This window comes from Maricaulis sp. D1M11 (assembly GCF_047308265.1).
GTDB lineage: Bacteria > Pseudomonadota > Alphaproteobacteria > Caulobacterales > Maricaulaceae > Maricaulis.
On the sequence record NZ_JBKQWY010000003.1, the window covers coordinates 366,714 to 390,449 of the forward strand.

The following is a 23,736-nucleotide window of genomic DNA, read 5'->3' on the forward strand; positions in this document are numbered from 1 at the left end:
GACGGGTCAGCTGGGCCGGATCGTGACCAGGCGATCCTTGGCCTCCACCTGGTCGCCGGGGCCCACATCAATGCCCGAAACCACGCCATCGATGGGGGCGGCGATCGCCGTCTCCATCTTCATGGCTTCCAGCGTCGCCAAACGGTCCCCGACCTTCACGCTCTGCCCCTCACGCACACCCACTGTGGAGATAAGGCCTGCCATCGGTGCCGGCACCTGACCGGTATCGCTGGGATCCGCCTTCACCCGGTCGACCGTTTCAGACGCCACCGCCTGATCCTTCACCCGCACAATGCGCGGCTGTCCATTGAGTTCAAAAAACACCTCACGTTCGCCGCGCTGGTCGACCTCACCCACAGCCATCAGCCGGATGATCAGGGTCTTGCCGGGTTCGATATCCACAGCGACCTCCTGTCCCGGCTCCATGCCATAGAAAAAGACCGGTGTCGGCAACACATCAACCCGGCCATAGGCCTTGCGATGATCGAGATAGGTCTCAAACACCGCTGGATACATCAGATGGCTGGCCAGATCCGCCTCTGAAACCGGGTTCTGGGATTTGGGCTCCAGCAGAGCCCGCTCGGCAGCCAGGTCGACCGGTGCCATCAAGGCACCGGGGCGTTCGGTCATCGGCGCCTCGCCCTTGAGGGCTTTGGCCTGAAGCGCCGGCGGCCAGCCGCCCTCGGGCTGACCCAAATCCCCGCGCAACATCGCCACAACGGAATCGGGAAATGCCGTGTCCTGAGTCGGATCGAGCACATCCTCCACACTCTGTCCCGATGACACCATCGCCAGTGCCATATCGCCGACGACTTTCGACGAGGGTGTCACTTTCACGATATCGCCGAACATCTGGTTCACATCGGCATACTGACGCGCCACCTCGTGCCAGCGATCTGCCAGACCCAGCGCGCGCGCCTGTTCCTTCAGATTGGTGAACTGACCTCCCGGCATTTCGTGGAGATAGACCTCGGACGCCCCGGAGCGCAGATCCGGTTCAAACGCTGCATACTGATCGCGGACCGCTTCCCAATAATCGGAGAAACGCCGGATCTCGGCCGGATCCAGCCCCGTATCGCGGTCGGTATCTGCCAGAGCGGTCACGATAGAACCCAAATTGGGCTGCGAGGTCAGCCCTGACAGGCTGTCCATGGCGGCATCCACCGCATCCACTCCGGCCTCACACGCCGCCAGTACGGTCGAGGCGGCAATCCCCGACGTATCATGCGTGTGAAAATGCAAAGGCAGGCCGGTCTCCTCCTTGATCGCCTTGACCAGGGTCGAGATCTGGCGTGGTCGGCACAACCCCGCCATATCCTTGATGCCGATAATATGAGCGCCAAAATCCCGGAACTCCCGCGCCAGGCGCAGATAATAGTCCAGATCGTATTTCGGGCGGGCCGGATCAAAGAGATCGCCGGTATAACAAATCGCTGCTTCGCAGACTTTTCCTGTCTCGATCACCGCCGCCATGGCCGGTTTCATGTTCTCGGCCCAGTTGAGACTGTCGAACACGCGAAACACATCCACACCCTCGCGGGCAGCCTGTTCCACAAAATGCTGCACCACATTATCGGGGTAATTGGTATAGCCCACGCCATTGGAGGCGCGCAGCAACATCTGGAGCAGCACATTGGGGACACGCTGGCGGATATCGCGCAGACGATCCCACGGGTCCTCTTTCAAAAAACGCAGCGCCACGTCGAACGTCGCCCCGCCCCAGCATTCCAGCGAGAACAGCTGTGGCAGGCGCTGGGCATAGGCCTCGGCGATCTGGACCATGTCATAGCTGCGCATGCGCGTGGCGAGCAGGGATTGATGGCCATCGCGCATTGTGGTGTCGGTCATCAAGACGCGTTCTTGCGCGAGCATCCAGTCGCGCAGCCCGTCCGCGCCCTGACCGTCGAGCACCTGTTTGGACCCCGCGGCAGGCTGTTGCGCCGTCACGGGCAAGGGTGTGGGGCGATGATGCCGAACACGCGGTTCCGGACGTCCGGCCGCTTCGGCATTTCCGTTGACGGTGGTCTGAGCCACGAAACGCAAAAGGCGCGTGGCCCGGTCGCGACGACGCGGGAAATCAAACAATGCCGGCGTTTCATCAATGAAGCGGGTTGTCACTTTGCCCGCGGCAAAGTCCGGATGGTTGATGACGTTTTCCAGAAACGGGATATTGGTCGCCACACCGCGAATACGAAACTCGCGCAGAGCCCGGTCCATGCGGCGCACGGCCTCGTCCGGACCGGCAGCCCAGGCGGTGACTTTTTCCAGGAGGCTGTCGAAATAACGCGTGATGACAGCACCGGAATAAGCCGTTCCCCCATCCAGCCGGATGCCAAAACCGGTTGCTCCGCGATAGGCTGTGATCGTGCCATAGTCCGGAATGAAGCTTTCCTGCGGATCTTCCGTGGTGACCCGGCATTGCAGGGCATGTCCGGACAGGGTGATATCACTTTGTGCGGGGACACCGGTATCCGCGACATCGCCGATCCGACCGCCACGCGCGATCTGGATCTGGGCGCGCACGATATCAATACCGGTCACCTCCTCGGTCACGGTATGCTCGACCTGGACGCGCGGATTGACCTCGATGAAGTAGAACCGGCCCGTATCCGCATCGAGCAGATACTCCACCGTCCCGGCTCCGCTATAGCCGGCCTGGCGACACAAACGCAGCGCCGACTGGCACAGGGCCTCACGGGTTGCTTCGGGCAGATTGGGAGCAGGTGCACGTTCCACCACTTTCTGGTTCCGGCGTTGCACCGAACAATCGCGCTCATAGAGATGAACCAGATTGCCATGGGTATCGCCCAGGATCTGAACCTCGATATGTCGGGCCCGCAGGATGAATTTCTCCAGATAGACCTCGTCACGGCCAAACGCGGCCCCGGCCTCGCGCCGACCCGCCGCGATTTCCGCCTCCAGATCCCCCATGGCATCAATCCGGCGCATGCCGCGGCCGCCCCCGCCCCAGGAGGCCTTGAGCATCACCGGCAACCCGATCTGTTCCGCCAGCATCCGGCACGCCTCAGGATCCTCGGGCAGAGGTCCAGTCGCCGGCATGACGGGGACGTCAGCTTCTTCCGCGAGATTGCGGGCGGAAATCTTGTTGCCCAGGGCCCGCATCACATCCGGCTCCGGCCCGACAAATGTCAGACCCGCCTCAGCACACGCCTCGGCAAATTCCGGGCTTTCGGACAGAAATCCATAGCCGGGGTGAACCAGTGTCGCGCCCGAGCGCCTCGCCACAGCGATGATATCGTCAATGTTCAAATAGGCCTTTACCGGACCCAGCCCCTGGCCGATCAGATAGCTTTCATCCGCCTTGAACCGGTGCAGCGACAGCTTGTCCTCGTCGGGATAGAGCGCGACGGTTTTCAGACCCAGTTCGGTGGCCGCCCGCATGATGCGAATGGCAATCTCGCCCCGATTGGCAACAAGCAATTTGGTATGGATCATCGACGCCTCCCTCCGTTCTCGACGGTGTTTTTCTGGGGCGCCCATGCAAACAATTCAGCGCCGAACCATAAGGTTAGCGCTAACCATTCTTCGATTCCATAGAATTCGACAGAAAACACCCCGACTCCAACGAAGAGCCGGGGTGAATTGAAACATTTTTGCGTTCAAACGCCGAGATCTATTCGTCTGCGTCGTTTTCGACAGACCAGTCCAGGGCGTGAGCAATCAGGTGGAAAATCGTGTTTTGATCCAGCGATCCGCCAAACACATGCGCCCGCGGCCCGTTGGCATAGAGCGGCACGTCATCACCGGAATGCGTTTCCGAACCCATCGGGAAACCGGCCTGCTGACGATAATTGGGATCGAGAACCTGTTCCTCGGTCAGGGCCTCACTGTCGGGCGCGCGAAGCACCGGTCCGTTTTGATAGCCCAGCGTCGTATACGGCTTGCCGTCCTGGGCGAAACGCAGGGCTGGCTCGCGCTCAACATGTTCCAGATCCGACCAGCGCGACAGGCCAAGAATATTATTCCCGCGCGCGGCATAGCCTGAAATCGTCATGGTGTGACCATGGTCCGCCGTGACGATGATGAGCGTCTCGTTCAGGTCTACTGTTTCGACCGCAACGGCGATCGCGTCTGCAAAGGCCTGCATATCGGTCAGGGCGCGATAGGCGTTCGTGGCATGGTGCGCGTGATCCACACGCCCTGCTTCCACCAGAAGGGCATAACCATCCTCGTCGCGGGACAGACGGTCGATGGCAAACCGGGTCATTTCGGCCAGCGAGGGCTCCTCGTTTTGCTCACGATCAGCCTCGTAGGACAGGTGGCTGTTGGTGAACAGGCCCAGAACCGGCGCATCATCGGCGACATCGAGAGCCCGGAATTCTTCACCCGTGGTGATCGAGACACCGTTGAAACGGGTCTCCCATTCACTCAGAAGGTTGCGATCATCCGGGCGCACCCCGCCCGCATCCGAAGGCAGGAAGTTCCGGCGTCCGCCTCCCAGGGCCAGTTCAATCCCGTCGCCGTGATCGAAATCGATCAGCTGGGACGCGATATCCTGGCAACCCGACGCGGCATACTCATCCGGCACGCCCGCTTCCCATTCGCGCGACAGGGAGTGGGCATACCAGCTCGCCGGCGTGGCATGGGTCAGGCGGGCTGAGGAGATGATCCCGGTTGCCATGCCCAGATCCTCGGCGCGTTCGGCCAGGGTCAGCGGCGCGCTGTCCGGGTTCTCGCAAACATCGAGAAACTGATCAGACCGAACAGACACCACACCACCGCGCGTACGCACGCCAGTGGCGATGGCGGAGGCCGTACTGGCACTTTCCGCAGTCTGCATATTGGCGTTGTACGTCTTGATCAAGGCCATGTGGGGAAAGGTTTCGAAAGAGAGAATATTGGCTTCTCCATCCTCACCCCGGCTTTGCCCGTCATAAATGCGCGCGGCCGTGACGGTCGGAACACTCATGCCATCGGCAATGAAGAGAATGACATTCTTCGCGGCCTGCGGGCGCACCGGAATCGACGTCCGGGCCTCCACCACCTGACGGGACACGTCCCAGCTGCGATCGGATTCGCTCTGAGCCAGAGCCGTTGAGGAGATCCATGTCGGTGACATGAGCAGGGCCGACAGGCCTGCCAGTTTCGTAACTACATTCATAGGTCCAGCTTCCCAGATGTTCCTGTCTCGCCTGCCCCTAGCAGGCGCGCCGGACTATGGGCAGGATGAATGACAGATTTTCCGGGGCAAACCGCTATTTTTTCAGACCTTCCCTGGCAGGCTGCTAGGACGGCACAAGACCTAGTAGTCGCGCCGCCACCGCACACCAATCGAGGCATTGGTGTCATTGGACAACCGCGAGAGTATCGACAGGTCCGGGGTCAGCGACCACTCGACCCGGGCGGTCGCTAGCTGGCTGGCGCTCTGGGCCTCCAGTTCGACATAGACATCCTCTGTCAGCCGATGTCCCGTTGTCACCTGGATAGCCCCGTCCGCACCCGCAGAGACATCCAACCTTTCAAAGCCCGCCATCTGCCGTAGCCGGCTGGTCACATCAAACAGGCTGACCCCGGAGAGCTGAGCGGCCAGCTGGGCCGCCTCTACAGGCGACAGGTCCGTCGCCGAACGGTCGAACAGGAGATAGGCCAGAATTTCGTCTTCCGGCATGCTCGGCTCGCTGGAGAGTGAGAAGGTGGGCTGTTCCACCGTGCCCCCGATCCAGATGTCCGCCGCAAACCCGTTGCGCTCGTGACGGGCATGAATGTTCAGCGTGGCCTGGTCGAGCTCTCCGTTGAGACCCACACTGCCATTTTGCAACACGAAACGGCGTGAAAACAGAATGAGCGCACCATCATCCAACGTCGCCCAACCCGTCAGGTCTGGGTCGGCCAGACGGCCGCCCAGATGGAGATCGGCCGACCAGTAGGAGTTCAGCCCCAGCATCGCAAACACGATACTGTCCGTTCCGGTGATTTTGAGGTCCAGCGCAACAGGTACGGCAAGCGACAATGCCGGCTGCAGATCCTCCGGCCGGTTGAGCTCCACCACATCGAGCTGAACGATCACAGGACCGCGCGCTTCTGGCGGACGCACACGCATGGAATCGATATTGATATCGCCAGTGACACTCACCCCGTCCTCAGACCACGCCATCTGTGCCGTGCCGCTGGTCTGCGCACTGACATCGTCTTGCTCCACGGCGTGAAACCCGCTCAACACGGCGTCCAGCTGACCGGCAACATGCCCTCCGGCCAGATCGATCTCGCCATTGAGGTCCATCGTTCCACCCTGACCGTCATGACCGGAAAAAGACACAAGGCGCAGTCGGCTTCCCTCCAGCTCCAGGTGCGTGGTCAGGTCCTCGACATGCAATCCGCTGGAACGGATGTCAAAAAATCCCTCCGACACGGTCAGACCGCCCTGAATGTCCGGATCTGACTGGCTGCCCTCGAACTGCATCTGCCCGTCCAACTCACCCGCGAGTTGAACCGTACCCGGCAGGAAGAGAGCTGTGAGCGAGGCGATCTGCCCGTCCAGCACGGCACGGCCGCGCCAGGACAGGTCTGGGTCCCAGATCTGGTCAAGACGATGGACCGGACCGGGATGAAGAAGGTCGACAGACGCCACCAGATCTTCGCTGCCAAGCCGAGCCGCCCCCTGGATCTCGTCCGCAACAGCAAGTGACAGGGAGAGATCCACGTCCGGCAAAGACAATCGACGATCCGCAGACAGGTTTTCTCCGGTCCAGCGCGCCTCGCCCTGCCAGCGCCCGTCGATAAAGCCCAAATCCGCCTGACCATTGAACACGCCCCCCTCAAGCGGCCATCCCGTCAGGTCTGCCGCCAGCTCCGCCGAGATCGCACGCGCTGACATCGACAGGCTCGGCGCCTCGCTGTGGGCCAGGACCAGGCTTAGGGCACTGTCTGCGATATCCAGTGCGGCCTCCAGCTGCGCCCCGGCTGCCCCAGCATGCATGGACCAGGACTGCGGAGACACGACGGAATGCTCGCCAATCTGACCGTCGACACGCCATTGAGCCTCCAGCTCGCCGTCATGCAGAGCCGCCATACCGTCGAGGTCGAGAGACAGGGTTTGCGCGCCCAATGTGCCCGTGAGCTGTCCCGACAAGCTGGCGCCCGATAACAGGCCGGCAAGCTCGATCTGCGCCTGGGTAAAAGACGCGGGTCCGGCCAACAGATCCGGCCAAATGAGGCGGGCGTCCACCCGCACCGCGTCCAGATCGTCTGAAGCTTGGGGGCGTGACAGATGTGTGCGGGCCTGCCACCCCTCAACGGCCTCCCAATCGAGCGTCACTGCAACATCGTCCGCAGACGAGATAACGACACCGCGCGCCTGGATGTCCGGGCCCAGATCAAACTGTTCGATTTCGACCTGGTGGCCTTGCGGCGCGAGACTCAGCGTACCGAAACCGGCTAGCGGATAGGCGTCATACCCCGCCAGCGCGGTTTCGACCTGCCAGCGTCCCTGCCAGAGCGAGCCTTGCCCGGAAAGATCCAGGCCAATCCGGCTGCGCGCCGCTTTCTGGTCGAACGCCGCCAGATCATTGATCTCGGAGACAGCCTGCAGCGCGATCCGTCCGTCCGGCTGGATGTTCGCGACAAACTCCGTGGCGCTCAGTCCCGCGACGTCAAAACCCTGCGCCAGATCCAGCGCCATCTCGCCTCGAACCTCGACTGCGCTCGCAGCACCGGAAGACACCTGCCCCTGAATGTCGAGCCCCTCGCCACGCACATGCACGCTCTCCACCTGCCAGACGTCGGCAGATCCATGGGCACGCGCAGAGACCTGGATGTCGCGCGCGCCCAGCTGGGGCAGGGTTTCCAGTTCCAGTGCAACGAGCGAGAGTTCGAGATCAACCTGATCCGTGCCGGCGGTTTCCAGACGCAGCACCGCTGACCCTGTGAGCCCGGCAGCGCTCAGTTCCGGAAGGTGCGAGAGATCATCAACCGTGATTTCGGCGGCGCCCGCAAGGCTTCCCAGATCAAGATCATAGGTGCCGGTCGCTTGCGCCTCCAGGCTCGGCAGGCGCACACTCAGACGCTCAACACGCACGTCGGGAGTATCCATGGCCCGACTGATCGACAAGCCCAGTTGCGGCGCGGCGCCCGTGAGGTCTTGCAAACGCGTATCGGACCAGTCCATGCCCTGCCCTGAAAGATTAGCATTCAGGCGGAGCGTGTCCCGCCAGACGAGATCGAACTGTCCAGCGACCCGTTCCAGCCGGACGCGCTCATGTGCAAGCGCATTTAACCGGACACGTCCGCGCAATTCCCGGGCACGCAGGCTGGCAAGCTGCCCGGTCGCCCGTAATTCTCCTGCGCTGACACCGGCAGGCAGCACATCCGCGAGCCAGTCTGGTTCGGCCCGGAAATCATAGATCCAGCCGGACACGGCCTGACGCAGGCGTAGTGAAACCCGGTCAGCGTCCAGATCGAGCCAACGCAGGCTGTAATCCTCGACAAGCCCCCCGGCCCGCATTCGCGGTTCGGGAAACAGGCTGGACAAATGCCCGGGCCACACGGTGAGGTCCGCGCGCCCATTGAAACGCCAGCGCCGCTCATCCCAATCGAGCGCACCGCGCGCCGTGGACATGCCATCGGCCACCAGCCGGATCTCGCCTTCACCGCCTTCAAAATCGCCTGAAATCACGCCGTCCAGCACTATCCGGTCTGCATCCAGCTGGGTCAGGCTGGCCAGGACACCGCCACGCTCTCCGAGCGCTTCGACCTGGCCTTCGATCACGCCCTGTGCGCCGAGCCGGAGTCCGGCCGTCAATTGATCCGCCCCGCGTCCCAGCTCAGTGATCTCGATATCCGACAGCCAGTCACCGCCGCGACTGTGAGAGAGATGTCCACTCAATCGGATACGGCCGGCCTCGATCTGGGGCATGTTTTGCCAGGCCAACTCGTTCACTGTCAGTGAGCGTACATGGAGTTGGTCGAGCGGAAACTCGCCTGTCGAGGGGCTCCCCGAGCCATTCCCTTCTGGCAGACGGGTCAGTGCGACATGCTCGGCGCTCAAAGCCGAAACATCGAGAATGCGATCACGCAAGGCCCAGCCCTTCCAGGACAGATGCAGGTTTTCGACGACGATCCACTCACCGTCCGCATCGGCAAGAGAGAGGCGTCTGATCCGCACATCGCGTGTGACCGCGCCCTCCAGTCCTTCGATTGAAACTCGGCCCAGACCGTCGATCTCATACCCATCGATCACGCTGTGAACCAGCCAGCGTCCCGGCGCGCCGTCGAGCGTTGCCAGAAGCAAAGCCGCCATGACCAGACACGTTCCTAGCGCTCCGCCAGCCGCTATCGCGGCCCAGACCAATGGACCGCGCCATCGTTTGAGCACACTCGCCATTAAAACGCTTGTCCGAGACTGAGATAAACCTGGAACGGGTCCTCACTTTCCAGTCGCTCGAGGGGAACGGCCACGTCCAGCCTGAGCGGAGCAAAACCCAAATCATAGCGGATGCCGGCGCCGATCGCGGTGCGCACATCCTCCGGATTGAGCTGGGCGTTGTCCGACGCCGCTCCCGCATCGATGAAAGCAACAGCCCCCCAGGGAGACCGTGGCGACCGCCAGCGCATTTCGAGACTGGTTTCAAACACGGATAGCCCCCCGAACGGGTCCCCATCGGCTCCAGGGGGGCTCAGTGTCTGATAAGCATAACCGCGCACCGATCCACCACCGCCTGCGTAAAAGCGCAAATCGGCCGGCAAATCCGCAGCTTCGGCCCCGAATATGGACCCTGCACGCACGCGCACCGCCCCGGTCAGATCTTCGCCAAGTGATCGATAATAGCTGCCCTCGGATTCCAGCTTGAAGTAACGCGCATCCGTATCGCCAAAGGTCATGGCCGGGCGAAGCGTCACCATGCCGCGGACCCCGTCGCGCGGATCCAGCGGGTCGGAGCGCCGGTCATAACCCGCCCCCAGTCCGAACAGGAGCGTATAGGTATCCCGCGGACCATTGGCATCGGTGATACGGGAGATATCGCCCTGGGCGGATACGCCCAATTGTAGGTGTTCATCCCGTCGCCACGTCAGTTCGCCCTGTGCGGAGAGTTCGGTTTGTTCAAACGCGTCCGTATCTTCAGTCTTCACGCGTGTTGTCAGTGCCAGCGTCTGGTCGTATCGACGCCAGTGCGGCAGGCTGATCCGGGCCTCGGCCGACTGTGTCAAGGTCGCGACCTGAAGCCCCAGCGTGAGCGCCTCTTCCCGGCCGAACAGATTGCGGCGTGTCCAGTTGGTCTGGGCACCGGCGCCGTCACTGGTTGAGGCGTCCAATGCGACATCAATCGTATGGCGCAGCCCTGGTTCCAACGCGACACGAACAGGACGATGTCCGTCATCACCAATCGATCCCAGCTCGACCTGGGCAGAACTGACCCCCGGCAAGGCGGCCAGTCGGTTGCGATATCCCTGGAGCTGGGCGGCACTGGCCTCGGCGCCGGTCTCCAGCGGAGATAATCGCGCGATAAAGGCCTTGTCCCAACCGGCGCTGACCAACTCGATCTCGCCATAGCGGGAAAAGGGTCCGGTCTCGTAACGGTAAAGGATCTGCGCTCCCATAACCGCATGGTCAACCGTGACGGATCTCTCACCCGTTTGTGCGTCTGGCCACCCCCCGTTTTGCAAGGCTATCCGCCCCATCGTTTCAGCATCGATCACTTGTGCGGCAACAAGCGGCTCCCCCGGTTCCAAGGGCAGGGTCTGGAGCACATGCGTGCGCGCGCGCTCGACCTCGACACCCGGGTCTTCGGACACGATATCAACGGCGATCTCCTGGACAGAGAATCGGGGACCGGGCTCGATCGCGACGACCACTGTCGCACCCCGCTCCACACGGGCCTCAACCCGGGCGGCATAATAGCCCTCAGCCCTAAGCCAGCGACCGGCGCGCTCGGACGCCATGCGCGCACGTTGCAGAGCCAAACCCTGCCCGTCGCGATCCGGCTCGCTCTCGCCGATGACGGCCTGAAGCGATGCCAGCATGTCCGGATCTTCGACACCACGGATCTCGGCCAGCGGCTGAGACCAGACCTGTGCTGACACCAGCAGCGAGAGGCCTACAAGACCTGTCCAGCTTCCTACTCGCCCCAACACTGTCGCCCTACCCCTCAGCCAAGTCTGCTCGCCCTGTCGTGATAGAAACGACAGCCAGCGCGTCACACTCTGCTTAAAGACAAGTCAAGGATTTGAACAGGTCAGCCCGTGTTTCGAGTTTTACTCCAGTGCACCCACATCAAGGGAAACCGCCTCGATCGTCACACCGCCAAAACCGGCACGGGTGTGTGCGCGGACCGGGACATGGACATTGTGATCCGCAAACGGTGCCAGCCAGATTGTCAAAGGATGGCGGATCTCCTCTTCACTGGGCAGATCTTCGGGGTCATAACCTGATACGGGACTGTAATAGACTTCACACACGCGGGCTTCACCGCGCCAGGCTCGGGTCCGCACCTGGTCCATCCCGCGATCGACGAGACGCAGATCATAGCGCTGCTTGCCATCGAAGACAGGCAATTCTCCCTCACACCCGGTCTCCCCCGTGGCCAGAACGTCGGAGAGGATAAACACTGCACTCATGGGATCCATGGCATGGCGGCGGTCATCGTCAGAGGCAGGCGGCACGCCCCAGGATCCGAACGGCGGGGTGACAGCAGACGTCGCCACACGCCCCGGGAAAGTCACTTCCACATTGCGCACCTTATGCCCTGTACGTTCACGATGCGCATAACGGGTGGGATGGACACCCCGAGGGCGAACGCGCCCCTCCACTTCCGCCGAAATATCAAAATCCGTGAACAAGGCGGCCAGTCCGGCAGCCTCTACAAAGGTGTCGGCTGTGTATTGGCTGTTCTCGATCCGGGCATTGAGATCAACCCGTCCGACCGGAAACACGAGCACAGAGGCCGCATAGCGCGCGGAAACGCTCAATCCGGCTGGCGGCGTCTCCTCATCACTGCTGGCCTGTGCTGCCCCGCAGACCGACACACTGAACACGCCCAGGCTGACAAGGACCGCACGGCTGTATTTCACGAAATAACTCAACACGTTTTCTCTCCACTCCCCTAAACCCATGACCGGTTTACAGCGCCCTGCTGTCAGGGGGTCAAGTCAGGGCTAGGATTTTAGTATAATAATCCCCGCTTTGTGACAGAACATTTCGACATGCCCCGTTTTCTTATCGCCGCCCTCTACAAGTTTGCCCGGACCGATGCAGGATCCGACTTGCAATCGCGCCTCATGAAGATCTGCCAGGACAATGCCATTTGCGGCACTATTTTGCTGGCGGATGAAGGCATCAACGGCACCGTCGCCGGACCTGAAGCGGGAGTGCGCACCCTGCTCGCCGCCTTGCGGGACCTGCCCGGCATGGCGGATTTGGAACACAAGGAAAGCTGGGCCGACAGCCAGCCTTTCCTGCGCCTGAAAGTGCGATTGAAAAAGGAGATCGTCACGATGGGCGTGGACGGCGTGGACCCCTCGGGCGCCGTGGGCATTTATGTCGAGCCGGAAGACTGGAACGACCTCATCCAGCAGCCCGATGTCGTCACGATCGACACCCGCAATGATTACGAGGTCCAGATCGGTCAGTTCGAAGGGGCGATCAATCCGCAAACCGTATCGTTCCGCGAATTCCCCGACTGGTTCCGCAAATTCCGTTCAGACCGGCCCAATACGCGGCTGGCCATGTATTGCACCGGCGGTATCCGCTGTGAGAAGGCCACATCCTGGATCCGCGATCTGGGAGAAGACGAGGTGTATCATCTCAAGGGCGGCATCTTAAAATATCTGGAAAGCATTCCGCAGGACGAAAGCCTGTGGCGCGGAGACTGTTTTGTCTTCGATCGCCGGGTATCAGTGAAACACGGCCTGGAACCGGGGGATTTCACCTCCTGTTTTGCCTGCCGGGCACCGCTGGGTCCTGAAGATCTCAAAAGTCCCGACTTCATCGCCGGTGAGGCCTGTCCGCATTGCATCCACACCCGATCAGACGCAGAGCGGGCGCGTTATCGCGAACGTCACAAGCAGGAAAGCCTTGCGCTCACTCGCGGCGAGCGCCATGTGGGCCGCCAGACCCCGTAACCCTCAGGCCGGATCACCCGATGCGTATAGCCTCTCCCATCCTCTACACATTCCGGCGCTGCCCCTATGCCATGCGGGCGCGGATGGCCCTGTACCAATCGGGCGTGGAGTGTGAGCACAGGGAGGTCAAGCTCGCCGACAAACCGGCCTCCATGTTGCGCGCCTCGCCGAAAGGGACTGTGCCGGTTCTGGTTCTGCACAATGGTGAGGTCATCGAGGAAAGCCTGGACATCATGCACTGGGCCCTGGAACGCTCTGACCGGGAAAAATGGCTTCGCCCGCAGACCGGGCGCAGCGATGCGATGGCCGGCCTGATCGCGGACAATGACGGGAGTTTCAAAGCCGATCTCGACCGGTACAAATACCCCAACCGATATGAGGACGTGGACCCGCTGCAGTACCGGGACCGTGGCCTGGGTTTTCTGGTACGTCTAGACAGCCGGATCCGAGAGGCTGGACATCTGTTCGGAGACCGGACCAGCCTGGCTGATATTGCGATTTTCCCGTTTGTTCGCCAATTCGCGCATACGGATATTGACTGGTTCAATGGCTTGCCCCTGCCTGCGCTTCAGACCTGGCTGGCGCAGTATCTGAACAGCGAGCTGTTCCGCGCCATCATGGCCAAGCGTCCGGTCTGGGTCGATGCGGACGGGACGGGCGAATCATCGCGCCCCGCCTGATGTGGACTCTGACGAGGCAAGGGTCCCGGCACGCGTAGACTCTTTCAAAATGCGGCGGGCAAGAGACTCTTCCGGGACAAATTGCACCCATAGCCTGCAGTTTTGCGACGTTTTTGTCACACCGCGACATTTATGACTATTTTGCGAAAGGTTCTGGTTGTCACGGAGCTTTCACACGAGGATATAGCCCGTGAACGCTGATCCTTTGGTCGTCGGCGCTCCCATGCATTTTGACCCACTTGCTTGCCATTGGGGGATAACCCGTGAAGCAAACCCGCCTCTCCTCCCGCCTGCTGGCCTGCGCCAGCGTCAGTCTTCTGGCCCTGAGCGCCGCGACCGCCACGTCGGCCCACGCCCAGGACACCGCTATTTCCCAGACCGTTGACGTGATCACTGTCACCACGACGCGTCGCGAAGAGAACATCCAGGATGTTCCCAACTCCGTCACCGCCGGCAGCGGTGAAGATTTCGCGCCTTATCTGGAAGCCGGTGGTGATATTCTCCAGCTCGCCGGACGTGTGCCCAGCCTCTATGCTGAAAGCTCGAACGGTCGAGTTGCGCCCCGCTTCTACATCCGTGGTCTGGGCAATACCGATTTCGACCTCGCAGCCTCTCAGCCGGTCTCTGTCATCATGGACGGTGTCGTCCAGGAAAACGTGATCCTGAAAAGCTTCCCGCTGTTTGACGTGGCCCAGGTCGAGGTATCGCGCGGCCCCCAGGGCACGCTCTTCGGTCGCAACACAACGGCTGGCATCATCAGCATCGACACGGTGCGCCCCAGCGAAGAACGCGGTGGTTATGCCAGCGTCACCATCGGAAATCTGGATACGGTCAATGTCGAGGCGGCCTATGGTGGAGCCCTCGTCGAAGACCTTCTCAGCGCCCGTCTCTCGATACTGTCGCAAAACCGGGGCGACTGGATCGACAACGCCTTCTCCGGCCAGGATGATGCGCTCGGCGGATTCAATGAAAATGCCGCTCGTTTGCAATTGTTCTACACGCCCAATGATCAGTTCGACGCCCTGTTGAACCTGCATACGCGCGATCTGGAGGGGACGTCGGCCGTCTTCCGCGCCAACATCCTGGACACCGGAAGCAATCAGCTAAACGGGAATTATGACCGCGAAACAGTCTATTTCGACAGCGCGTTCAATAACCCGCAAGAGTATGAATCACACGGTGCAGGCCTGACTGTGAACTGGTATCAGGACGCTTTCACGGTCACGTCCATCACAGGGTATGAAACCACATCCGGTTTCTCACTCGGTGACATCGATGGCGGCAATCTCAGCGGTCCGGGTTTCATTCCGTTCCCGTCGGAAACCCAGGACGGTATCGACGAACTCGACCAGTTCACCCAGGAAATCCGACTTGCCTCCAACTCGGGTGGGGCCACGGAATGGCAAATCGGCGGCTATTTCTTCGACAGCTCGTTTGACATTACGACCGTGGGACCCAATGGCGGTTTCCCGCCGTCTACTACGGTGCGTCACGAGAACACGCTGTGGTCTCTGTTCGCCCAGGCCGAACATCAGGCGACGGATCGTCTTCAGATCGCCGGTGGCGTGCGGTTCACCTCGGATGAAAAAGACCTGACCACCCTGGTCTCCGTTGTCCCGCACAATCCAGTCAATGTATCTGATGAACAGATCAGCTGGGATCTTTCGGCCTTCTACGATCTGGAGAGTGGCGCATCGGTTTATGGCCGTGTGGCCCGCGGTTTCCGTGGCCCGTCCATCCAGGGACGCGATATCGCCTTCTTTGGGGCCCCGTCCGTGGCGGACAGCGAAACCAGCATCTCTTACGAGGCCGGTTTCAAGTCCGAACCCTGGAATGGTCGCGCACGCGTAAATGGTGCCGTCTTTTATTACGAAGTGTCTGACCTTCAGCTGTCAGCCATTGGCGGATCAGGCAATCTGGTACAGCTGGTCAATGCCGACAAGGGCGTGGGCTATGGTGTGGAACTCGATGCCGAGGCCTGGTTGTCCGACAATCTGTTTGTCACGATGGGTGCATCCTGGAACGAGACAGAGCTTCAAGATGACGCTCTGGAAGTCGCACCGTGTGGTTCCGGACAGTGCACGCCGCTGGACCCGGATGTGGACGGCGATGGTTTTGTGGAAGTGGATGGCAATCCCTTCCCGCAGGCCCCGGATCTGATCTTCTCCGTTACGGCGCGCTACGCCATGCCGGATGACAAGGGTGGTGAGTGGTTTGTCTACACCGACTGGTTCTGGCAAGGCGATACCAATCTCTTCCTCTACGAATCTGAGGAATTCAATCACTCCGGTAATTTCGAAGGCGGCATTCGCGTGGGCTATGCCGGCGTGACCGATACGGGCCGCAATTACGAGCTGGCCGGCTTTATCCGCAACATCACGGATGAAGAAAACCTTGTTGGCGGCATCGACTTCAACAACAACACTGGTTTTGTCAACGAACCGCGCGTGTGGGGTCTGTCACTGCGGACGGACCTTCGCTGATTTGCATAACCACTGATTCCCGCAAGACAATCAGAGGCCAGTTCTTCGGAGCTGGCCTCTTTTCGCGCTAAACGGGAAATATTTTATGCCAAACTACCGGGTATTGCATTGAAGAATATCCGTATTCTTGTTAGTGATTGCAACGTTGGACAAGCCAGTTGTCCAACATGAGGATACACGGCCCTCCCCCCCTTTGGGCCAGTGTTCATCCTCACCTGGCCGCTGATGGACCTTTCATCGCCCCAGCTGAGAACGGAATGTCAGCGGCCAACCACTCTCTCTATTATTACCCGTGTCACAGACCCGTACCGTTCTCAATTCACTTTGGTCTTTGCCAATACATGTGGGGCTTTGCCAAGACAGGTAGATTCATGCACAATCCTCGGCGTGATCGGGTGCTGTCTCTCTTGCGCGCGGCGGTCGACGCCCACGCCCCGAACGTCCTGTCTGCCGACAGGCGCTGATCAAGTGGCCGCGAGCCAGTCACGCTCTTGCGGGCCGGTCGATGCGGGCGGCACGTCTTCCCGGTCGGGCAAGGAGGACAGAATCAACTGGATCAATGGCGGCTGATTGCCCGGCAGGAAGGGATTGGGCCGGAACGCGTCCTCCACATCCTCGAGATCGCGGGTATTGACCAGCAAAATCGAACCTTCGAACCCCTGATCACGGACCAGCCAGGCCGCCTCCGCAAAGGGCAGGCCTTTTTCGACCTCGTCACACATCAAGATCAGATCCGGCGCGTGAAGAGACACGCGGCGAAGACCGGCCGAAAAATTGTCGATCTGCAGGAAACGCAATCCTGTTTGTGACGCGGTGCGCAAGGCGCGGCGCAAAGCCAGACCATGGCGGGCCTCGCGATCAATCAGCAGGATTTCGGTGCGTCCCAAACGAGGGTTCAGCGGGTGCATGGATCAGTCTCCGTCGCTTTTGCGGTGGACCAGATACTCAACAACACACTCGGTAACAGTGAGGAGGATACGCCTTACCACCGGTCGCTGCAAGCCAGTTCGCGAAATTTCGAATCAAGTTCGTGAAAGCCTTTTTTAACTACATCCTTCAACGGAAAATTTTCTCATAGCCGTCACGCTGACCCAAATTGTGGAGGATGGGTGATGGACGCACTGCGCGCCGGCAAAGCGGTCAAGACTGGCCCGGCCAATGATTTCGGAGACGAAGCCCGCCCGGTCATCGCGGATGCAGCCGGTCTGGCCCGCGCGCATCTGCGCGCCCAGGCCCGTGCGCCCCAGAACCGGATCCATCGGCGCGCAGCGGGTCAAGCCTTCCAGGCGATCGATCTTGTGGCCGCACTCCTGTTCGCCTTCGCCGGGCTGGCGACGCTCAATGGTCTGGTCGGATCCAGCCTGCCCGTGAACTTCGCCTTGCCGCTACTACTTTTCTCAATCCTTACCCCACTCGGCCTGGCCCTGGGCGGGATCTATCGCATCGAACCGTCCGAAAACCCGGCCTATCGGGTGTTGCGCGCTTTCATCGCTGTGGGACTGAGCGGTGCCGCCGCCGCACTCCTCGCGCGCTTTATGGCACCGGAAGTGGCCTCCGTTCTGGCTTCGGCCATCGCGGTCAATGTCCTGGCTCTGACATTGCTGCACATGATCTATGCCGGTTTCATCCATCACTGGGGACGGGCCGGTCGCCTTGCACGCAATGTGGTGGTGGTTGGCGCCACGCCTAATGCGCGCAAGCTGATCCTGTCCAACCAGTCAAACGCGGTCATCAATGTGGTGGGTGTGTTCGATGATCGACGCGCCCGCAGCCCGGCCCAGCTGGCCGGGGCCCCCTATCTGGGTGATACGGATGATCTTCTGACCTGGTCCCTCCTGCCCGAGGTGGACCGGATTGTTGTCACGGTCAGCCAGAAGGCGGAAGACCGGGTCCGGATCCTGCTGGACAAGCTCAAACCCCTGCCCCAGCCGGTCTGTCTGCTGCTCGATCTGGATGGTTTCAATCCGGACGACACCTCCCTGGATGAAATCGCCGGCGGCCGGATTGCCAAGATGAGCGGGCAGGAATTCTCCACGGGTTGGCATTTTGCCAAACGCGCACAGGACCTGGTCCTCGGCGGCGTGATGTTTGTCGCGGCCCTACCGATTATGGCACTGATTGCCCTTCTGGTTCGCCTGGATAGTCAGGGCCCGGCCCTGTTCCGTCAGGAACGCGAAGGCTTCAACGGACGCACGATTACCGTGCTTAAATTCCGCACCATGCGTCAGTCCGCGAGCGAGACCGCAACAACGGGGCCGATCCGGCAAGTGGAGAAAAATGACCCCCGGGTCACACGTGTCGGCCGCGTCCTGCGCCTGAGCTCGCTGGATGAATTGCCGCAATTGTGGAATGTCCTGCGCGGTGACATGTCCCTCGTTGGTCCGCGCCCCCATGCGCCGGGCATGCGTACAGGCGGCACGGAAACCGCCCAGATCGTCGCGGATTACGCCCATCGTCACCGCGTTAAACCCGGCCTGACCGGTTGGGCGCAAATCCACGGTTCTCGCGGCCCCCTCCACTCCCCGGAAGCTGCACGCGAACGTATTCGACTGGATGTGGATTACATCACGCGGTCCAATTTCTGGCTGGATCTGTCCATCATCGCCCGCACGCTGCCGGCCCTGCTCGGCGACAAGGCGAATATCCGCTAGACAGCCCGAATGGCGCCCGGCCAGACCTGGTTTCGGCGCCACCCCCTGTCTATGAGCTGATCGATCCGATTTCCCGGTTGCGGATCCACGGCATCCGGGTGTGCGCCATAGAGCGTGTTGAACATGTTCTCCCGCGCCTCATAGACCCGCCAGCCCGTATCGCCGCGGAAAAGGCCCCAGTTCGCGCCCTGCTGTTCTAAAGACGTGATGCGTTCATGCAGATAGCGCGCAGCTGAAGGGGCCCAGCGTGCCACGCCCATTTCACCCAGGCACCAGCGCTCTGCTTGTGGTGGCACAAACCTCCCGCTGCCGCGCACAAACTCGACGCTTCGCGAGCGATCCTGATGCGTATAAGCGCGCGGTGCATAATCATGCAGGTTCAGGACCAGCCCAGGCGCAGCATGCAGGTCCAGAAGGGATGCAAAGCCGGCAAACCCGTACCCGTCCGGACACAGAAGAATGGGCGTTTCAACATCGACCTCGCGAATGTTTGCGGCCAGACGGCGTGCGAGCGCGGGCCAGTCCGCCGGCAATCCCTCGACCCGTTCCGCCAGACGCAGAGCATCCCACTCATTGAGGGCCTCGCCCGACGCATCCAGCCCGGCCTGATTGGCATTGGGCTCGACCATGACAAGATATCCCGCCAGATTACGCCGGTCCTTGAACCGAAGCGCCGTACGACGCCACATCGCCGCCCATCCGTCCTGCGCCTCAAAAGAGCTCCACACGCGATCATTGATCATGTCGGGTGGAAACCAGGTTTGCGATCCATCACGGTGGAAGGTGAATTCGCTGCGCCCCGGTCCGGTGCGATAGCCGATCACCACAAACAGCCCGGCCAGCTCACACCGGCGGATGATGTCGTTGAGCGCATCCTCGATCGCGAGATCCGGTTCATATGGGGGATCCTCGCGATAGATCCCGGGATGAGAGAGAATAACCAGATTGGCGCCGCGGTCGGCCAGTCGCGCCAGGGCCTCATCTGTTACCGGGACTCCGACGGCCCCGCTGCCGAGGAAATCAGGGCCATCGAGATGCGGATAGACACGTCTTTGCGGTATGACCACACCGCGCAGATGCGGTCCGGTGCGGTTGTCCCAGAGATCGAGGCGCGATTGCGGCGCAGGCTGGCATCCCGTCATAGCGCCCGCAACCATCGCCATGGCACTGGCAAGCGCCGTACGACGCGTCAGATCGTTCGGCCTAAAGACCATGATAGCCCGCCAGTCGGTCCATTTTTCGCCAGCCGCGCCGTCTCAGCCCCGGACCAGAGAGTGGACGCAGGGTGCGGCGCAATCCTGCGACGGGTCCCTCGCCCAGAAGCGCTCCGCCGACGAGACCGGTCTGGACCGTCGCCAATTCGCGTTTGAACTGATAATCGCCCGGCCCCAATTCCACGCCCGAATGCCCCATGGATGCTGCCGCCCGGATCATCTCTTCCAGCAATAACAGGCCGGGGCTGAGATGGGAGAGGTTGCGATCATAGGCCGGGAACCAATAATGGCACAAGCGATCACTGGCCATGCCAATATGGACCGCTGCCAGGCGCCCCCCGATATACAGGGCGGACGACAAACCGGTGAGCGCGTCCGTACGGGTTTCGAAAACCTGGCGCATCAGGGCGTGGGACCAGCCCACAGAAAAGACGTCGAATACCCCGGTTTCGCGATATTGCTGGCGCTTCCATGCCAGCATCGCTTCGAAGACCGCCGGACGCCGGTCATCCATAACAAACTCATAGCCCGCATCGAGCGCTTCAAGCCGCCGTCGGCGCGCGCGCAGATTGCGCATAGCTTTGGGAAACAGGCTCCTGCGATTGTCCTGCCAGGCCGCGAACCCCTGTGACAGCTCGATCTGCCAGGACCCGTCGCGCAGTTCCGCCGCCCCTGAAAACCCGCACTGTGAGGCCAGGGCCGAGTGATATTCGAACACACCCAGCCCGGCCTCACGAATAATGTGGCCCGCGTCAAGGCATCCCGCTTCCGCCTCGATCAGACCGTGCACATCACCCAGCGGGCCTGCCAGAGGGCGGGCAATTCCGGTCCGCCCGGCATGAAACGGTAAAAAGCCCTGAACCTGACCGCGCGTCGTCACAACACAGACCTGCGTATCCGGCCGGACCCGTTCACACAGATCCGCGAATTCCAGGGTGAAATACGGGCTGGCCAGCTGGATATTTTCACGCTGAAACGCCTGCCAGGCTTGGCGGTGCGCAGCGCTGAGGGCACTTGGTCGTTCGATGGACACATCCATGCGGAGTACTCCTGCACGTTGCCGTCACTCTCCCCCCAAGCCGTAAACCGCCCGTGAACATCAGCGAATGACAGTCTTCCCCCGACAGACGGCATTCTTCTTGCGTCTCTCTCCCGAGAGGCGAGCGGAGCGTTTCATGCTTGGACGACATCTTTTGGGCTATCTGCCCGTACAATTAACCCAGGCCCTTGTCGGTTTTGGCAGTGTCGCCGTGTTTACCCGCCTGCTGGGAGCAGACGAGTACGGGTTCTACGCCCTTGTGATGGCGTGTCTCTCGCTTGTTCACATGCTGGTGTTTACCTGGCTGGACGCAGCGCTTGCGCGCTTCCATGCGCGTGCCGAACGACGCGGACGACTGTCGGACCATCTCGCGACCGCCTACGGAATATACGGTCTGCTGGCCCTGTTTGCCCTAGTTTGCGGCACGGGGCTCTTGCTGATCCCTGGCCTCGATCCCCGTCTGCAGACGGCCGGAGTGTTCGCCCTAGCCTCGCTGCTCCTCCGCGCCTTGTTGCAGATCGGTTTGGAGACTCACCGGGCCGGCGCGGATATTCCACGCTATTCAGCCCTGCAGGCCAGCTATCAACTGCTCGGCTTCATGATTGGGGTCGGACTGCTGCTGGGCACACCCTTGGGCGCAGCGGGTATTTTCGCCGGCACAGCCCTCGCCGGTGCCATCATGCTGGTCTTTGATCTGCCGGTGATGTGGCGCCGGGCCCGATCAGGTAAACGCCAGAGTGTGCGCGGTCAGGCCTATCTGAAATACGGCCTGCCGGTCTCGGTCTCCCTGGTCTTTGAACACCTCCTGTCCATTGGCGACCGCTTCCTGCTCGCAGCGCTGATGGGCCCCTCGGCGGTCGGCATGTATGCCGCCGGATACGGTCTGGCCGACCGCATGATCGATATCATCTTCATCTGGTTCGGTGCCGCCGTCTGGCCGCTCACCATCAAGGCGCTGGAAACCCGCGGCGAACAGGCTGCGAAGACTGTTGCGGGTCAGGCGGCTGCCTTGATGGGATTGATCGCCTTCCCCGCAGCCGCCGGGCTCGCACTGGTTGCCCCCGCGCTGACAACCGTGATGGTGGGTGAAAGTGTCCGTGAAGGGGCTACGCTGATCATGCCGCTGATTGCCCTGTCCGGCCTGATGAACGGCATGATGACCTATTACTTCCACGAGGCCTTTACATTGAAACGCCGGACCGGGCTGATGGCCGGCACCATGGCCGCCGCCGCGGTGTTCAATCTGGGGCTCAACCTGGTTCTCATACCGCTGATGGGGCTTGTCGGTGCAGCCCTGGCCACCGTGATCGCCTATGGCGTCGCCCTGGTCGTGTGTGCCGTTCTGGGTCGCAATTTCTTTGCCCTGCCCCTGCCTTGGTCAGAATGGATCAAATCCGCCGCCGCAACCGTGCTGATGGGCGCGGCGGTCCTGGCGATTCCGGCCTTAGGCACGGCATGGATCCTGCTTTTCTTGCAAGCAGGAACGGGACTGGTTGTCTATGGCGCCGCTGCGCTGGTGTTCGACATCGCCGGTTGCCGATCCTGGCTGGGACAGTGGCGGTCGGATCGCCCTGGCCGCTCACCGGAGGAGACGCCCGATGGCTGCGCTTGACCAGACTGATTTCCGCACGATCCGCGAAGACGGAACACGTGTGCACATGCTGGAAAATGCCGCTCATCGCCTGATGGCGCGCCCGCAACTGACCATCGCCATCCCCTTCTATCGGGACGATGCCACACGTCTGGTCTCCACGCTCAACCGGGTCATCGGCCACCGCAAATCCATCCAAATCCTGCTGCTGGATGATGGCGCACCCGATGCCGATCTCAACGAACAAACAGCGCGCACTCTTCTGGCCCTGACCGCCCCGGCGATGCTGCTCACCGCCTCTCACAATCTGGGCCGCGCCGCCGGGCGCAATACGCTCGCCGCCTTTGCCCGGGGAGACTGGACACTCTTCCTCGATGCGGACATGGAATTACCGCACGACGATTTTTTGGATCACTATCTCGACGCTATTGAGATCGGCGGGTTTGACGCTGCCTTTGGCGGGTTTGAAACCGAAACGCCCGATGATCACAGCTTGGCCCTTCATGCAGCCCTGACCCAGGGCGCTGACGAAGCCCCCGCCTTTGACCGTCAACGCACGGGTGCAACAGCGTTCTGTTCCAGCAATCTTCTGGTTCGCACCCGGGTGATGGCTCTGTGCGGTTTCGATGAAGGCTTCACCGGCTGGGGCTGGGAAGATGTGGAATGGGCGGTGCGCGCCGCCAAAACCCACACGCTCATTCATCTGGATAATCCGGCCCGCCACCAGGGTCTGCAAGGTGCAGACACTCTGCTCGCCAAATTCCGCGACGGCGCCATCAATTATGCCCGTCTGCTGGAGCTGCACCCCGAACTGGTCAGCCTGCCCAGCTACAAGGCCGCCCGGCTGGTCGGACGCCTGCCCCTGGCTCCGTTCTGGCGGACGATCTGGTCGGTCATGACCCGCGCCGAACGCCTGCCCTTGCGTCTACGCGCACTCAGCCTGAAACTCTGGCGGGCCAGCTGGGCCGCTGAAGCCCTGCGCACCCCGACAGGAGAGGCTTGAT

Annotated in this window: 13 protein-coding genes and 1 pseudogene; 6 read left to right on the forward strand and 8 right to left on the reverse strand. The window is 61.4% G+C overall.

Translation table 11 applies throughout. The features are described from left to right. Window positions 1-6: 6 nt before the first annotated feature. From RMQ97_RS08095 to RMQ97_RS08115, 5 genes are all read right to left on the reverse strand, one after another. Complete coding sequence (locus RMQ97_RS08095) at window positions 7-3,456, reverse strand: pyruvate carboxylase (RefSeq protein ID WP_413660352.1); 3,450 nt, start codon at window positions 3,454-3,456, stop codon at window positions 7-9. Between the two features lie 178 nt (window positions 3,457-3,634). Further along, entirely contained in the window at window positions 3,635-5,122 is a 1,488-nt protein-coding gene (locus RMQ97_RS08100; RefSeq protein ID WP_413660353.1) for an alkaline phosphatase, read from the reverse strand. Between the two features lie 141 nt (window positions 5,123-5,263). Beyond that, window positions 5,264-9,256, reverse strand: a complete 3,993-nt coding sequence (locus RMQ97_RS08105) for a translocation/assembly module TamB domain-containing protein (protein ID WP_413660354.1) — start codon at window positions 9,254-9,256, stop codon at window positions 5,264-5,266. 83 nt (window positions 9,257-9,339) lie between these two features. Continuing rightward, the gene (locus RMQ97_RS08110; protein WP_413660355.1) at window positions 9,340-11,085 is read right to left on the reverse strand and encodes an autotransporter assembly complex protein TamA; all 1,746 of its coding nucleotides are present in this window, start codon (window positions 11,083-11,085) and stop codon (window positions 9,340-9,342) included. A 123-nt stretch (window positions 11,086-11,208) separates the two neighbouring features. Next, window positions 11,209-12,039, reverse strand: a complete 831-nt coding sequence (locus RMQ97_RS08115; protein WP_413660356.1) for a DUF3108 domain-containing protein — start codon at window positions 12,037-12,039, stop codon at window positions 11,209-11,211. A 117-nt stretch (window positions 12,040-12,156) separates the two neighbouring features. On the opposite strand from RMQ97_RS08115, the gene RMQ97_RS08120 reads away from it, so the two are divergent. The 3 genes and pseudogenes from RMQ97_RS08120 (at window position 12,157) to RMQ97_RS08130 (ending at window position 16,237) form a co-directional block, all read left to right on the forward strand. Beyond that, window positions 12,157-13,074 (forward strand): rhodanese-related sulfurtransferase, encoded by a 918-nt coding sequence (locus tag RMQ97_RS08120; protein ID WP_413660357.1) that lies wholly within the window; start codon window positions 12,157-12,159, stop codon window positions 13,072-13,074. Between the two features lie 20 nt (window positions 13,075-13,094). After that, window positions 13,095-13,646 (forward strand): annotated as a pseudogene (locus tag RMQ97_RS08125) (glutathione S-transferase); the annotation flags it as partial. A gap of 371 nt (window positions 13,647-14,017) precedes the next feature. Continuing rightward, window positions 14,018-16,237 carry a TonB-dependent receptor gene (locus RMQ97_RS08130; protein WP_413660358.1) on the forward strand — a complete coding sequence of 740 codons (2,220 nt, stop codon included), beginning with the start codon at window positions 14,018-14,020 and terminating at the stop codon, window positions 16,235-16,237. A gap of 464 nt (window positions 16,238-16,701) precedes the next feature. On the opposite strand, the gene RMQ97_RS08135 is transcribed toward RMQ97_RS08130, so the two are convergent. Further along, window positions 16,702-17,145: a hypothetical protein gene (locus tag RMQ97_RS08135; protein ID WP_413660359.1), complete on the reverse strand. Its 444-nt coding sequence runs from the start codon at window positions 17,143-17,145 to the stop codon at window positions 16,702-16,704. A 204-nt stretch (window positions 17,146-17,349) separates the two neighbouring features. Here RMQ97_RS08135 and RMQ97_RS08140 point away from each other — a divergent pair, with 204 nt between their 5' ends. Then, window positions 17,350-18,888, forward strand: a complete 1,539-nt coding sequence (locus RMQ97_RS08140; protein ID WP_413660360.1) for an exopolysaccharide biosynthesis polyprenyl glycosylphosphotransferase — start codon at window positions 17,350-17,352, stop codon at window positions 18,886-18,888. Here RMQ97_RS08140 and RMQ97_RS08145 read toward each other — a convergent pair. After that, window positions 18,885-20,102: a glycoside hydrolase family 5 protein gene (locus tag RMQ97_RS08145; RefSeq protein ID WP_413660361.1), complete on the reverse strand. Its 1,218-nt coding sequence runs from the start codon at window positions 20,100-20,102 to the stop codon at window positions 18,885-18,887. The two genes, RMQ97_RS08140 and RMQ97_RS08145, sit on opposite strands and share 4 nt — an antisense overlap. Beyond that, the gene (locus RMQ97_RS08150; RefSeq protein ID WP_413660362.1) at window positions 20,092-21,141 is read right to left on the reverse strand and encodes a GNAT family N-acetyltransferase; all 1,050 of its coding nucleotides are present in this window, start codon (window positions 21,139-21,141) and stop codon (window positions 20,092-20,094) included. Before RMQ97_RS08150 ends, RMQ97_RS08145 begins: the two co-directional genes overlap by 11 nt. A 136-nt stretch (window positions 21,142-21,277) precedes the next feature. On the opposite strand from RMQ97_RS08150, the gene RMQ97_RS08155 reads away from it, so the two are divergent. Both RMQ97_RS08155 and RMQ97_RS08160 read left to right on the forward strand, forming a co-directional pair. Continuing rightward, a complete protein-coding gene (locus tag RMQ97_RS08155) occupies window positions 21,278-22,753 on the forward strand; it encodes a lipopolysaccharide biosynthesis protein (protein ID WP_413660363.1) in 1,476 nt (491 codons plus the stop codon). Beyond that, window positions 22,740-23,735: a glycosyltransferase family 2 protein gene (locus RMQ97_RS08160; RefSeq protein ID WP_413660364.1), complete on the forward strand. Its 996-nt coding sequence runs from the start codon at window positions 22,740-22,742 to the stop codon at window positions 23,733-23,735. The genes RMQ97_RS08155 and RMQ97_RS08160 overlap by 14 nt, the downstream gene beginning before the upstream one ends. The last annotated feature ends 1 nt before the right edge of the window (window position 23,736 follow it).